This is a genomic window from Streptomyces sp. NPDC001443 (assembly GCF_053597355.1).
In genome coordinates, this window is sequence record NZ_JBSFIA010000001.1 from 537,270 (window position 1) to 551,066 (window position 13,797).

Below are 13,797 nucleotides of genomic sequence, written 5' to 3' on the forward strand. Positions count from 1 at the left end.
CACCTCGTACGAGTGCGAGCGGCCCCCCGGGCTGTCGGTGATCGTCAGTCGACCTCGGCCACGGCCTGCGCGAACTGCGCCTGGTACAGCCGCGCGTAGGCCCCGCCCGCCGCGAGCAGCTCGGCGTGCGCGCCCTGCTCCACGATCGAGCCGTCCTCCATCACCAGGATCGTGTCGGCGTCCCGGATCGTCGACAGCCGGTGCGCGATGACGAACGACGTACGCCCGTGCGCCAGCTTCGCCATCGCCTTCTGGATCAGCACCTCGGTACGGGTGTCGACGGAGCTCGTCGCCTCGTCCAGCACCAGGATCACCGGGTCGGACAGGAACGCCCGCGCGATGGTGATGAGCTGCTTCTCACCGGCGCTGACCCCGCTGCCCTCGTCGTCGATCACGGTGTCGTAGCCCTCGGGCAGCGTGCGCACGAACCGGTCGGCGTGCGCGGCGCGCGCCGCCTCCTCGATCTCCCCGCGGGTGACCTCCCGCGAGGCGCCGTACGCGATGTTCTCGGCGATCGTGCCGCCGAACAGCCAGGTGTCCTGGAGCACCATGCCGATGCCGGCGCGCAGTTCGTCCCGGCTCATCGCCGCGATGTCCACGCCGTCGAGGGTGATCCGGCCGCCGGTGACGTCGTAGAACCGCATGAGCAGGTTGACCAGCGTGGTCTTGCCCGCGCCGGTCGGGCCCACGATGGCGACCGTGTGCCCGGGTTCCACCTTCAGCGACAGGTCCTCGATGAGCGGCTTGTCGGGGTCGTAGCGGAACGAGACGTGCTCCAGCGCGACCCGCCCGCGCAGCTCCTCGGGCCTGGCGCCCGGCACCGGATCGGCCTGCTGCTCCTCGGCGTCGAGGAGTTCGAAGATCCGCTCGGCCGACGCGACACCCGACTGCACCAGGTTCGCCATCGACGCGACCTGCGTCAGCGGCATCGAGAACTGGCGCGAGTACTGGATGAACGCCTGCACGTCACCGATCGACAGCGAGCCGGAGGCGACCCGCAGACCGCCGACGACGGCCACCAGCACATAGTTGATGTTCGACACGAACATCATCAGCGGCTGCATGATCCCGCTGTTGAACTGGGCCTTGAAACCGGCCTCGTACAACGCGTCGTTCTGCTCGGCGAACAGCTTCGCCGACTCCTCCTGACGCCCGAACACCTTCACCAGGGTGTGCCCGGTGTACATCTCCTCGATGTGCGCGTTCAGCTTGCCGGTGGTGCGCCACTGCTGCACGAAGTGCGGCTGCGACCGCTTGCCCACCCGGGTGGCCACGACGAACGACAGCGGCACGGTCACCAGCGCGACCAGCGCCAGCAGCCACGACACCCAGAACATCATCACCAGCACACCGATGATCGTCAGCAGCGAGTTGATGAGCTGCCCCATCGACTGCTGGAGCGTCTGCCCGATGTTGTCGATGTCGTTGGTGGCCCGGCTGAGCACCTCGCCGCGCTGCCGCTTGTCGAAGTACGACAGCGGCAGCCGCGACAGCTTCGTCTGCACGTCCTCGCGCACCCGGAACATGGTCCGGTTGACCGCCCGGTTGACCAGCCGCGTCGCGAACGCCATCAGCAGGCCCGCGAAGAGGAAGGTGCCCAGCGCGAGCAGCAGCACCTGGCCGACCGCGTCGAAGTCGATGCCCTGGCCGGGGGTGAAGTCGGTGCCGCGCAGCATGTCGGCGACGGCGCCGTTGCCCCGCGCCCGCATGGAGTCGAGCACCTGCTCCTTGGTGGCCCCGGCCGGCATCTGCCGCCCGACGATCCCCGCGAAGACCAGGTCGGTGGCCCGGCCGAGGATCTTCGGCCCGACCACGCTGAGGCCCACGCTCACCACCACGCACGTCAGCAGCGCGTAGATGGTGAACCGTTCGGGCTTGAACTGCGCGACGAGCCGGCGGCCCGACACCTTGAAGTCCAGCGAGCGGTTCTCCGGACCGCCCCCGGCCATCATCCGCCCCATGGGCCCGGCCATCAGGCAGCCTCCGCTTCCGTCAGCTGGGAGAGCACGATCTCCCGGTAGGTCTCGTTGTCCGCCATCAGCTCGTGATGGCGGCCGGATCCCACGACCCGGCCCTCGTCGAGCACGACGATCCGGTCGGCGTCGCGGATGGTCGACACCCGCTGGGCGACGATCACGACGGTCGCCTCGGAGGTCTCGGCGGCCAGCGCCGCGCGCAGCGCCGCGTCGGTGGCGTAGTCGAGGGCCGAGAAGGAGTCGTCGAACAGGTAGATCTCCGGGCGCTGCACCAGGGTGCGCGCGATGGCGAGCCGCTGGCGCTGGCCGCCCGACACGTTCGTGCCGCCCTGGGCGATCGGCGAGTCCAGGCCGTTCTCCAGCCGCTCGACGAACTCCTTGGCCTGCGCGACCTCCAGCGCGTGCCACAGCTCCTCGTCCGTGGCGTCCGGATTGCCGTAGCGCAGATTGGTCGCCACCGTGCCCGCGAACAGGTACGGCTTCTGCGGGACCAGCCCGACCGTCCGGGCCAGCAGCTGCGGATCGAGGTCGCGGACCTCGATCCCGTCGACGAGCACCTCGCCGTCGGTGGCGTCGAACAGCCTGGGCACCAGACCCAGCAGGCTCGACTTGCCGCTGCCGGTCGAGCCGATCACGGCCGTCGTCTCACCGGGCCGGGCCACCAGGTCGATCGCCTTGAGCACGGGCTCCTCGGCACCCGGGTAGCGGAAGCCCGCCCCGCGGATCTCCAGGTGTCCGTGCCGCTTCAGCTCACGCACCGGCGCGACCGGCGGCACCACGCTGGAGGAGGTGTCCAGGACCTCCTGGATCCGCTCCGCGCACACCTCCGCGCGCGGCACCATCATGAACATGAACGTCGCCATCATCACGGACATGACGATCTGCATCAGATAGGCGAGGAACGCGGTCAGATCACCGATCTCCATCCCGCCGCTGTCGATGCGGTGCGCCCCGAACCACACCACGGCGATCGACGACACGTTCACCGTCGTCATGACCACCGGGAACATCAGTGCCAGCAGGTTGCCGGTGCCCAGGGCCATCTCGGTGAGGTCGGTGTTGGCCTTCCGGAAGCGCTGCTGCTCGTACTCGTCGCGCACGAACGCGCGGATGACCCGGTTGCCGGTGATCTGCTCGCGCAGCACCCGGTTCACGGTGTCCAGGCGCACCTGCATGGCCCGGAACAGCGGACGCAGCCGGCGCACGATCAGCGTCACACAGATGCCCAGCACCGGTACGACCGCGACCAGCACCGCGGACAGCGGCACGTCCAGACCCAGGGCCAGGACGATGCCGCCCACACACATGATCGGCGCCGACACCATCAGGGTGAACGTCATCAGGGCCAGCATCTGGACCTGCTGCACGTCGTTGGTCGTCCGGGTGATCAGCGAGGGCGCGCCGAAGCGGCCCACCTCACGCGCGGAGAACGACTGCACCCGGTCGAAGACGGCCCCGCGCACGTCCCGGCCGAGCGCGGAGGCGGTGCGCGCGCCGTAGTACACGGCGCCGATGTTGCAGACGACCTGGGCCAGCGAGATGCCGACCATCAGACCGCCGCGGCTGAGGATGTAGCCCGTGTCGCCGGCGACGACACCCTGGTCGATGATGTCCGCGTTGAGGGTGGGCAGGTAGAGGGTGGCGCAGGTCTGCAACAGCTGCAGCAGCACCAGCACGGTGATGGGTTTCCTGTAGGGCCTGAGATAGGTCCGCAGAAGTCGTATGAGCACGCTACGTCTCTCGGAGTCGGCGACAGGGGCGAAACGGTTGCCCCTGGCCCCTATCGTCGAACACTCCACCGGTGTTACCTCAACCCAATTAACCGGCCGATCGACCGGCCGATCCGCCCGGCGGCGGTGTGCTCAGCCGCGGAACGCCGTCGGATGTGTCTGCTCGCGCACCGATATGTACTGCTGGCGCACCGCCTGTCCCACCGCCAGCTGGTCGCCGGGCTCCAGTACCTGTGCGGCCGCGCCCTGCCAGGCGGGCGGGGTGCGCGGGTCGAGGGTGCCCTGGGAGGCGCCGAGCGCCCAGGCGGCCTGCCGGGCGGCGCCGATCGCGGCGTAGTCGGCGGGCTGCGGCACCACGACCTGCGCGCCGAACAGCCCGGGCGCCGCCGCCTGCACGGCCGGCAGCTCCGCGGCCGCCCCCAGCAGGAACACCCGCCGCACCTCCGCACCCCGGCCGCGCAGCACGTCCAGCGCGTCGGCGAGCCCGCACAGCATTCCCTCGAACGAGGCCCGGGCCAGGTGCTCGGGCCGCATCGACTCGCGTCTGAGGCCCGCCAGGGTCCCGGCGGTGTGCGGCAGGTTCGGCGTCCGCTCGCCCTCCAGGTAGGGCAGGAACACCAGGCCGTGCGATCCCGGGGTCGACTTCATCGCCAGTTCCGACAGGGCCTCCAGGTCGGCCAGACCCAGCAGTTCCGCGGTGCCGCGCAGGGTGCGTACGGCGTTCAGCGTGGTGACGACCGGCAGGTGCATGCCGGTGGCGTCGGCCAGGGAGGTGATCATCCCGCTCTGGTCGACCAGCGCCTCGGGATGGATCGCCATCACCGAACCCGACGCGCCCAGCGACACGACCGCGTCGCCGAAGCCGAGGCCGAGCCCGAAGGCGGCGGCCATGGTCTCGCCGGTGCCGGCGGAGATCAGCAACCCCTCCGGGGTCGTACCGGCCGCCTCGGACGGTCCGATCACGTCCGGCAGCATCACCTGGTGGCCGAGCGCCAGTTCGACCAGATCGGGCCGGTAGGCGCCGGTGGCGGCCGACCAGTACCCGGTGCCCGAGGCGCCGCCCCGGTCGGTCGTACGGCGTGCCGGGCGCCCCAGGAGCTGCCACACCAGCCAGTCGTGGGCCTGGAGCAGCGCGGCGGTGCGCCGGGCGTTGTCGGGTTCGTTACGGGCCAGCCAGCGCAGCTTGGTCACCGGCTGCGCGGCCTGCGGGACACAGCCCACCGCCTGCGCCCACGCCTCGCGCCCGCCGAGCCCGTCCACCAGGTCGGCCGCGGAGACCTGGGTGCGCTTGTCGCCGCCCACCAGCGCGGGCCGCACCGTGTTGCCCTGCGCGTCCAGCGGCACGATCGCGTTCTGCTGCGCGGACACGCCGATGGCCTGCACGCCCTCCAGCAGTCCGCCGCCCGCGGCCTCGCCCAGGGACAGCAGCCAGGCCTGCGGGTCGACGTCGGCGGGGCGCCCGTTCTCGCCGGCTTCCAGCGGATGCGGCGCGTAGCCCTGCCTGAGCACGGCTCCCGTGTCCGAGTCGCAGACGACGATACGAGTGAAATCGGGCGCACTGTCCAACCCGGCGACTATCCCCATGACCGAATTCTGCCGCACCGGGAGAGGTCTCCGTGCCCGGCGGGGCCTCAGGGAGGTTGCAGCTTGGCACGCCGCACGACAGCCACCCCGTGACGTGCGTCACGTGTTGCTGGTGCCCCAGTCGTCGTCGAGCGAGCCGTCGGCGTTGCGGGTCCGCAGCGAGCGCACCCGGTCCGAGACCGAGTCGGGCATCCGCTCGCCCACCTTCACGCTCACCGCGTGGTACGCCTTGCCCGCGAACTGGCGGCCCTGCTGGGCCGCCGTCTCCGCGGTGTTGCGCACGGCGGGGTTGTGGGCGACCTGGAGCGCGGACTTCTTCAGCTGTTCGTAACGTCCGCGCCCGGCCCGTGAGCCCAGCACGTAACCCATGACGAGTCCGGCGACGAACGTGAGCCGGTAGCGCATGGCGACCGCCCTTCCCTTGCGTAGGTCTGTGGCGCGGCAACGGGGCCGAGCAGTACCGATTGGCGGAGCACCCCCCTGCTTGCGCTAATGTATGTGTCGCAGCGAGCAACCGCCCCCTGGCGAATACCCAGGGAGGTACGTTCGATGCAACGAGGCATTCCTCCGTAGCTCAATTGGCAGAGCAGCCGGCTGTTAACCGGCAGGTTACTGGTTCGAGTCCAGTCGGGGGAGCTCGGTCCTCCGTAGCTCAATTGGCAGAGCAGCCGGCTGTTAACCGGCAGGTTACTGGTTCGAGTCCAGTCGGGGGAGCATGGTGAACGAGGACCCCTCAGGGGTCCTTTTTCATGTCCGGGGGAACCGCGCAGGCGGCAGCACGGTCCCCCTGGCCGTGCGAAGTCGACCATACGAGGCAGGAGATCGTATGAGCGGCTATGCTGCGGCAGACGGCGCGCACACGTGTACGCGACACGCCGTATGGGGCGGTAGCTCAGCCGGTTAGAGCAGCGGACTCATAATCCGTCGGCCGTGGGTTCGAGTCCCACCCGCCCCACCACGCACTACGTCCGCACGGTCCAGGTGACCGGGGACGGTCCGGCAGCCCCCGCCGGGAAAAGGGGGCCCTCGTGCCCCTCGGGCGCCATCGGCGGGCTCCCTGAGCCTCCGGCCTTTCCGAGACCCCGCCCGCATGATCCCCGTCCGCGTGCCCCCGCCCGCGTGGACTCCGGTACGCCCGGAGGGGCGACGGGCGGGGGTCCGTGGTCCGTCAGGGGTCCGCGGCCCGCTTCCCGGCGAGGAACGCCGTCGGCTCTCTCGGCACCAGGTGCCCCGCTTCCGGCTTCGCCCACCATCTCGAGGCATCGTCGCTCTGCCGGTTGATCCCAGGTCGGTGGGTCTTTCGGCGGGTTGCCGCACCCCTTGCGCGCTCCGACAGCGGGACGAAAGACCGCGTGGCTAGTTTCGTTCTCGTCAGCCGCGGCCGCGTCGGTCCGCGGTGCACGATCACGGGATTCCGACGTATTCGCGACCGCCCGACGGCGGAAGGAGAGCAGGAAGTGCGCCTGAGGAGTCTGGGCAACACGGGAATCAAGATCGGCAGCGTCGGTCTCGGGTGCATGGGGATGAGCTGGCTCTACCAGGAGTCCGCCCGGGACGACGAACGCTCCGTACGGGTCATCAACGAGGCGCTGGACCTCGGCGGGAACCTGCTGGACACCGCCGATCTCTACGGGGCCGGCCACAACGAGACGCTGCTGGGCAGGGCCGTCGCGGGCCGCCGCGACGAGGTCGTCATCGCGACGAAGTTCGGCATCGTCCTAGACGATCTCCGGCAGCGGACGGCCCACCGCGACAACTCGCCGTCCTATGTGCGTACGGCGGTCGAGGCCAGCCTGCGCCGACTGGACGTCGACGTCATCGACCTCTACTACGTCCACCGCATCGACCCCGCCGTCCCGCTGGAGGAGACCTGGGGCGTGATGGCCGAACTGGTCGCGGAGGGCAAGGTGCGCTGGCTCGGGCTGTCCGAGGCCACCGTCGCGCAGGCCCGCGTCGCGCACGAGATCCACCCGGTGACCGCCGTCCAGTCCGAGCTGTCGCTGTGGACGCGCGACGCGCTGGAGGGACCGGAGGGAGAGGCGGGCGGGATCGTCGGCTGGTGCGAGAGCGTGGGGGCGAGCTTCGTCCCGTTCGCGCCGCTGGGCCGCGGCTTCCTCACCGGCACCCTGCACGCCGGCCGGTTCGAGGACAACGACTTCCGCACCGCCAACCCGCGTTTCCACCGCGCCGCGATGGAGGCTAACCAGCGCATCGTCGACGTGATCAGGGAGGTCGCCGACCGCCGTTCGGTCACGCCCGCCCAGATCGCGATCGCGTGGACGCTGGCGCAGGGCGAGCGGGTGGTGCCGATCCCCGGCACCAAGAACTCGCGCTACCTGCGGGAGAACCTGGCCGCGGCGGAGGTCCACCTCGCCGCGGAGGACCTGGCCGACCTGGCCGCCCTGCCCACCGCCGTCGGAAGCAGGTACTGAGCCCCATGGGCGACGAACCGCGCCCCGCCGGCGTCGCACCCGGCGGCACCGGGCGCGTGGGCGGCCGAGGCGGCGAGCACGACGGCGGGTCCCGACGGCCGGTGCGGACCGCTCACCGCCCCGCGGGGCGAACGACGAACAGTGAGGGAACACACGGTATGAGTCTCATTCCGGACAGCCACCGGGATCTGCTGGAGAGGCCGCTCTTCGGCCATCTGGCCACGATCCGGGCGGCGGGCGACGGCCCCCAGGTGAACCCGATGTGGTTCTCCTGGGACGGCGAGTACGTCCGCTTCACCAACACCACGGTCCGCTACAAGTACAGGAACATCACGGCCGACCCGCATGTCGCGGTCTCGGTCAACGACCCGGACCAGCCGTACCGCTACCTGGAGATCCGGGGCGAGGTGGTCCGCATCGACGACGACTCCTCCGGTGAGTTCTTCGCGCAGCTCGCGCAGCGGTACGGCATGAAGCTGGACGGCCCGCCGCCGGACGTCGCCCACCGCATCGTGTACGTGGTCAGGCCCACGGCGGTCAGCCACCAGTGAACCGGCGGCACCGCGAGGTCAGTCGGCGTCGGCCCCCGCGGGCACGAAGTCCGAGACCTGACCGGTGCGCGCGCCGAGCGCGGTGAGCCGGTCGAGCGCCTCGCGGTGCTGCGCCTCGTCCACGCCGGCCGTGGCGTCGGAGACGACGACGACCCCGTAGCCGAGGCGCACCGCCGTCGCGGCGGTGGCCGCGACGCCGTGCGCGGTGGCCAGACCGGCGATCACCACGTCCGTGACGCCCTCACCGCGCAGGCGGTCGTGGAGATCGGTGCCCTCGAAGGCGTCGAGGCCGTGCTTGGTCACCAACTGCTCGCCGTCGCGCGGTTCGAGACCGGGGACCAACCGGTTGGCGGCGGCGCCGACACCGCCGTCGGCACCGTCGGCCCGCACGTGACGGACGAGGACGACGGTCGAGGAGCCGGTGTCCGCGAACCGCTCGCGGAGCCTTGCGCAGGCCTCGGTAACGGCCTCGCCGCCGATCGGCCGCCACGGCATGTCGACGATCCACCGTTGCAGATCGATCAGGACAAGTGCCCTGCGTGCGCGGGTCATTCGGTTCCCCCAGGACGGATGATCAGCGGTCCGCCGCCACCCTAACAAGGGGAAGAACAGAGCCGATGGAAAGGCGGATCGCGACGCAGGGAACCAGCGGTGTCCTATCGGCCAGGACGGGCGTGCCGGCCCCCGCGTCGGCATGATCCGCCGGACAGGCCCTAAGGTGGCGATCGCATGGCCGAGGGTCCCCTTGTCCGCGCTCCGGCAATGGCGCGCCGCGCGGCACCGGGAAGCCGTGCACACGTCTACGGGGGATGGCAAGAACCGCATGGTGCGAACAGGACTCGTTCCATCGCCGAGCCCCGGTGCGCCCGGTGCCGGGAACAGCTTCGCAATACTGGGAACGCTCGCCGTCCGGGTCGCGGGCGAAGAAGTGGTGGTCGATTCCGGGAAACTCCGGGTACTGCTGGCCGCGCTGCTGCTGCGGGCGGGCTCGGTGGTCGACAACGACCGTCTCGCCGCATGGCTGTGGGACGAGCGCAAGCCGTCCAACCCGCGCGGGACGCTGCACACCTACGTACGACGGCTGCGGATGCTGCTCGGCGACGACCTGGTGGGGACGGCGGCCGGCGGCTACCGGATCGACGTGGCCGACGAGGAACTCGACCTGACGCGGTTCCGCCGGCTGGTCCGGCTGGCGCGGCGGACGGAGACGCCGGAGGAACGGGCGCGGCTGCTGGCCGAGGCGCTGAGCGCCTGGCGGGGCGCGCCGCTCGCGGACATCCCGTCGGACGCGTTACGCCGTGACGCGTCGCCGGCGCTGGAGGACGAACGGCTCGGCGCCCTGGAGGTGTACTTCGAGACCGAGCTCCACCTCGGCCGGCACGCGCAGCTCGTGAAGGAGCTGCGTACCGCCGCGATGGACAACCCGCTGCGGGAGAACTTCCGGAGCCTGCTGATGCTGGCCCTGTACCGCTCGGGCCGGCAGGCGGAGGCGCTGGACGTCTATCAGCAGGCCCGCCGTGAACTCGTCGAGCAGCTCGGCGTCGAGCCGGGCGAACGGCTGCGCACGCTGCACGCGGGCATCCTCGAATCGGACCCCGCCCTCGTGGCGCCGCACGGACCGCGTTTCGGAGCCGTCCCGGTGCCCGCCCAACTCCCGCCCCTGGCAATGGGGTTCGTGGGCCGGGGCGATGTCGTCGGCCGGATCGAGGCGATGCTTCCGCCGGTCCCGGACCGTACCGGGGTCCCCGTCGTGGTCCTGTCCGGGCCGCCCGGGGTGGGCAAGACGGCGCTCGCGGTGTGGCTCGGCAGCCGGATGAGGGGAGCCTTCCCCGACGGGCAGCTCTACGTGAACCTGCGCGGCTACGAACAGGGCGGGGCGCACCCCCCGCTCCCGCCGGACCAGGTGCTCTCGCAGTTCCTGCGCAGCCTGGGCGTGCCCGCGCAGCAGATCCCGGTCGACCCGGTCGAACAGGCCAACCTCTTCCGGTCGAAGCTGACCGGGAAGAACGTGCTGGTGGTGCTGGACAACGCGTCCGGCGTCGAACAGGTGCTGCCGCTCATCCCCGGCGACCCGGGGTGCTCCGTACTGATCACCGGCAGACGGCAGTTGCGCTCCCTCGCGGTCACGCACGGCGCCCAGCTGGTGCGGGTCGGCACGCTCGGCGAGCAGGAGTCCGCCGACCTGGTCACCGGCATGATGCGGCAGGCCGCGGTGGCGATCGGGCCGGACGTCGTGCGCGAGGTGGCCGCCCTGTGCTCGTATCTGCCGCTCGCGCTCAGGATCGCCGCAGCCAACCTCATCGGCGCGCCCGGCGGGCAGACCGAGGACTACCTGGAGAGACTGCGGCGCGGCAACCGCCTCGCCGCCCTCTCCGTCGACGGTGACACGACGTCCGCCGTCGCCACGGCCATCGCCCTGTCGTACGACGCGCTGACCCCGGACGACCGCGCGGTCTTCCGGCTGGCCGGGCTCTTCCCCGGCTCCGACTTCACACCGGCCGCCGTCTCGGTGCTCGCCGACATCAGCGAGGCGCAGGCGCGCACCGGCCTGAGCCGTCTGGAGACGGCCAGCCTGCTGCAGCAACCCGCCCCGGGCCGCTACCAGTTCCACGACCTGCTGCGCGAGTACGCCCAGGACCGCGCGCTCGCCGAGCACGGCGCCCGGGAGCGGGCCGAGGCACTGGAGCGGCTCGGCCAGTGGTACCTGGCGGGCGCCTGCGCCGCGGCGGACGTCCTGTACTCGGAGTTCGTGCGGCTCGCCCAGCCGGAGCGCCCCAGGGCGATCTTCGAGGTGCCGCGGTTCCCGAACGAGAGCCACGCGACGGCCTGGCTGCTGGCCGAGCGGCGCAACCTGATGGCCTGTGTGCGCCACTTCGGCACGCACGGCCCGTACCACCTGTCCTGGCATCTGGCCGACGCGCTGCGCGGCTTCTTCTGGACGGGCAGGTACCGCACCGAGTGGCGGGAGACGACCGGCGTCGGCCTGAGCGCCGCCGAGGCCCTGCACGACGAGCGCGGCATCGCGTCCATGCACCGCAGCCTCGCCAACCTCCACAACACGCTGGGCGACTACGAGCGGGCCATCGCCCACCAGGAGAAGAGTCTCGCGCTGCACGACCGGCTCGGCATGGCCGAGGAGGTCGCGGCCACGCTCAACAACATGAGCCTCGCCCACCTCAGCCTCGGCCGGGGCGAGCAGGCGCTCCGGGCGGCGCGGCGGGCCCTCGCCGCCGCCCACACCCTGCGGTCCCCGCGCCTGGAGGCCACCACCCAGGGCCTGCTGGGGTTCATCCACTGGACGCGCGGTGACATGGCGCGCGCCACCGAGTGCCTCACGGCGTCACTGGCCACCGCGAGCGACCTCGGCCTGCACCACATCAGCTCGTACAGCCTGCGCAACCTCGGCCTGGTGCGCCAGGCCACCGGGGAACCGGCCGAGGCACGGTCCTGCTTCACCCGGGCGCTGAAGGTGTCCGAGTCCATCGACTCCTCGTACGACAGAAGCATCTCGCTGTACGGGCTGGCCCTCGTCGACCTGGACCTCGGCCGGTACGAGAGCGCGCTCGACTCGGCGCGGCGGGCCCTGAACTCCTTCCAGGAGTGCGGCGACCGCACCTACGAGGTGGAGACACTGTGCCTGCTGTCGGCCATCACGGCGGGCCTAGGCTCACCGGCCGAGTCGGCCCGGCACGCGGCCGCCGCGCTCGACGCCGCCCGGCAGATCGGCTACGTCGACGGCGAGGCGTACGCGCTGGCCCGCACGGCCGTCACCGACGGCCTGCTCGGCGGCCGGAACGCCGCCCGGTACGCCGAGGAGGCCCGGCTGCTCGCCGAGGGCAGCGTCAACCACATCGCCCGCAGCAAGATCCTCCTGGAACTGGCCCCGCTCCACCTGGGTCTGGACGACCCGCGCCGCGCCGAGGAGTGCGCGCGAGGAGCGATCGCCCTGTCCCGGCCGACCGCGCAGCGCCTGAACATCGCCAGGGCCAAGCACGTCCTGGGCGCCGTCGCCGCGGCCGACGGCGACCACCCGCGGGCGCGCGCGTACTGGACCGAGGCACTGGAGGCCTTCACCGAGATCGGCGTCGCCGAGGCCGACGACGTCCGCGCACGGCTCGGCACCGGGGAGCGGTAGCCACCCGGGCCGCGGTCGGGGTCCGCCCGGCGCCCGGCACGGCGACCGGGCAACCACGGATGGGTCTCGCGGGTCTAGGGAGCGTGAACTCCAGCAGGTTCCGCCGTGAGAGGCCGGCGGGGCCCAGGCTCCCTGAGGGGGATTCCATGCGCGTACGCCCCGCCGCCACCGTCCTGTCTCTTGCGACCGTCCTGTCCGCATCGGTGATTCCGGTGGCCGCCCAGGCGGCGGGCCGGGCCGCCGCCGACGGCACGACGTTCTCGAACGTCGTCGTCGACGGCGGCAAGGACATCGTGCTCGGCCTGACCACCCGGACGACCGTCACGCTCACCTGGACAGCCACGGACCCGGACGGCGTCGCCGCCTCCTGGGCCTACCTGTGGCACGGATCCAACACCGACGACGCCGACGGCCGCCTGCCGCTCTACCCGCCGGCGGGCACCTGCGCCGTCTCGCCCGCCGACCCCACCGTCTCCACCTGCAAGGTGAGCTTCGCCGTGAACGCGCGGGACCTCCACCACAACGCCCTCGCCGGCACCTGGAAGGTGCTCGCCGAAGCGCAGGACACCGGCGACGACTGGACGGCCGTCGACGTCGCGGGCACGGCCTCGCTCAAGCGGTACGCCAAGGTGACGGTCAACGCCTCGCCCGAGCCGGTGAAGAAGGGCCGGACCGTCACGGTCACCGGCCGGCTGACGCGGGCCAATTGGGAGAGCGGCACCTACACCGGCTACGTGGGCCGGCCGGTCGCGTTGCAGTTCCGCAAGAAGGGCAGCACCACCTACACCACCCTCAAGACCGTCACCAGCGGCAGCGGCGGCACGCTGCGGACCACCGTCAAGGCCGGAGCCGACGGCTACTACCGCTTCCGCTTCGCCGGTACGACCACCACAGGAGTGGCCACGGCGGCCGGGGACTTCGTCGACGTCAGGTGAGAGCGCGCAGAGGCGCCTCGCGGAGCGAAACCCCGCGAGGCGCTGAACTGATCTGAACGGTCAACCCTGGGTTCCGCCTTGGGTGTTGCCGCCGCCGCCACCCTGGGTTCCGCCTTGGGTGTTGCCGCCGCCGCCACCCTGGGTTCCGCCTTGGGTGTTGCCGCCGCCGCCACCTTGCGTGCCGCCTTGGGTGTTGCCGCCGCCACCCTGGGTTCCGCCTTGGGTGTTGCCGTTGCCACCGCCCTGGGTTCCGCCCTGGGTGTTGCCGTTGCCACCGCCCTGGGTTCCGCCCTGGGTGTTGCCGTTGCCACCGCCCTGGGTGCCGCCCTGGGTGTTACCCCGGCCGCCACCTTGCGTGCCGCCTTGGGTGTTGCCGTTGCCACCGCCCTGGGTGCCGCCTTGGGTGTTGCCGTTGCCACCGCCCTGGGTGCCGCCTTGGGTGTTGCCGTTGCCA

10 protein-coding genes and 3 tRNA genes are annotated in these 13,797 nt (G+C 71.6%); 7 read left to right on the plus strand and 6 right to left on the minus strand.

Annotated elements, in window-relative coordinates; all coding sequences use genetic code 11:
* Window positions 1–44: 44 nt before the first annotated feature.
* The 4 genes from ACWC24_RS02275 to ACWC24_RS02290 all read right to left on the minus strand — a co-directional run bounded on the left by ACWC24_RS02275 (window position 45) and on the right by ACWC24_RS02290 (window position 5,695).
* The gene (locus tag ACWC24_RS02275; protein WP_450660914.1) at window positions 45–1,973 is read right to left on the minus strand and encodes an ABC transporter ATP-binding protein; all 1,929 of its coding nucleotides are present in this window, start codon (window positions 1,971–1,973) and stop codon (window positions 45–47) included.
* Window positions 1,973–3,706, minus strand: coding sequence for an ABC transporter ATP-binding protein (locus tag ACWC24_RS02280; protein ID WP_450660915.1), 1,734 nt, complete (start codon window positions 3,704–3,706; stop codon window positions 1,973–1,975). The genes ACWC24_RS02275 and ACWC24_RS02280 overlap by 1 nt, the downstream gene beginning before the upstream one ends.
* Window positions 3,707–3,838: 132 nt before the next feature.
* The gene (locus tag ACWC24_RS02285) at window positions 3,839–5,290 is read right to left on the minus strand and encodes an FGGY family carbohydrate kinase (RefSeq protein WP_450660916.1); all 1,452 of its coding nucleotides are present in this window, start codon (window positions 5,288–5,290) and stop codon (window positions 3,839–3,841) included.
* Window positions 5,291–5,389: 99 nt separating this feature from the next.
* On the minus strand, window positions 5,390–5,695 hold the full coding sequence (locus ACWC24_RS02290; protein ID WP_450660917.1) for a YtxH domain-containing protein: 306 nt from the start codon (window positions 5,693–5,695) through the stop codon (window positions 5,390–5,392).
* A gap of 158 nt (window positions 5,696–5,853) precedes the next feature.
* Here ACWC24_RS02290 and ACWC24_RS02295 point away from each other — a divergent pair.
* From ACWC24_RS02295 to ACWC24_RS02315, 5 genes are all read left to right on the plus strand, one after another.
* A tRNA-Asn gene (locus ACWC24_RS02295) sits at window positions 5,854–5,926 on the plus strand.
* A gap of 5 nt (window positions 5,927–5,931) precedes the next feature.
* A tRNA-Asn gene (locus ACWC24_RS02300) sits at window positions 5,932–6,004 on the plus strand.
* Between the two features lie 167 nt (window positions 6,005–6,171).
* Window positions 6,172–6,248 (plus strand) — tRNA-Ile (locus ACWC24_RS02305).
* Window positions 6,249–6,747: 499 nt separating this feature from the next.
* Window positions 6,748–7,722: an aldo/keto reductase gene (locus ACWC24_RS02310; protein ID WP_450660918.1), complete on the plus strand. Its 975-nt coding sequence runs from the start codon at window positions 6,748–6,750 to the stop codon at window positions 7,720–7,722.
* Between the two features lie 158 nt (window positions 7,723–7,880).
* Window positions 7,881–8,273 (plus strand): PPOX class F420-dependent oxidoreductase, encoded by a 393-nt coding sequence (locus ACWC24_RS02315; protein WP_450660919.1) that lies wholly within the window; start codon window positions 7,881–7,883, stop codon window positions 8,271–8,273.
* A gap of 18 nt (window positions 8,274–8,291) precedes the next feature.
* On the opposite strand, the gene ACWC24_RS02320 is transcribed toward ACWC24_RS02315, so the two are convergent.
* Complete coding sequence (locus tag ACWC24_RS02320) at window positions 8,292–8,825, minus strand: cysteine hydrolase family protein (protein ID WP_450660920.1); 534 nt, start codon at window positions 8,823–8,825, stop codon at window positions 8,292–8,294.
* Between the two features lie 379 nt (window positions 8,826–9,204).
* On the opposite strand from ACWC24_RS02320, the gene ACWC24_RS02325 reads away from it, so the two are divergent.
* Together ACWC24_RS02325 and ACWC24_RS02330 are read left to right on the plus strand one after the other, a co-directional pair.
* Window positions 9,205–12,408, plus strand: a complete 3,204-nt coding sequence (locus ACWC24_RS02325) for a BTAD domain-containing putative transcriptional regulator (protein ID WP_450660921.1) — start codon at window positions 9,205–9,207, stop codon at window positions 12,406–12,408.
* Between the two features lie 146 nt (window positions 12,409–12,554).
* Window positions 12,555–13,343: a hypothetical protein gene (locus ACWC24_RS02330; RefSeq protein WP_450660922.1), complete on the plus strand. Its 789-nt coding sequence runs from the start codon at window positions 12,555–12,557 to the stop codon at window positions 13,341–13,343.
* Window positions 13,344–13,403: 60 nt separating this feature from the next.
* On the opposite strand, the gene ACWC24_RS02335 is transcribed toward ACWC24_RS02330, so the two are convergent.
* A partial coding sequence (locus ACWC24_RS02335) for a hypothetical protein (RefSeq protein WP_450660923.1) occupies window positions 13,404–13,797 on the minus strand: 394 nt, incomplete at its 5' end.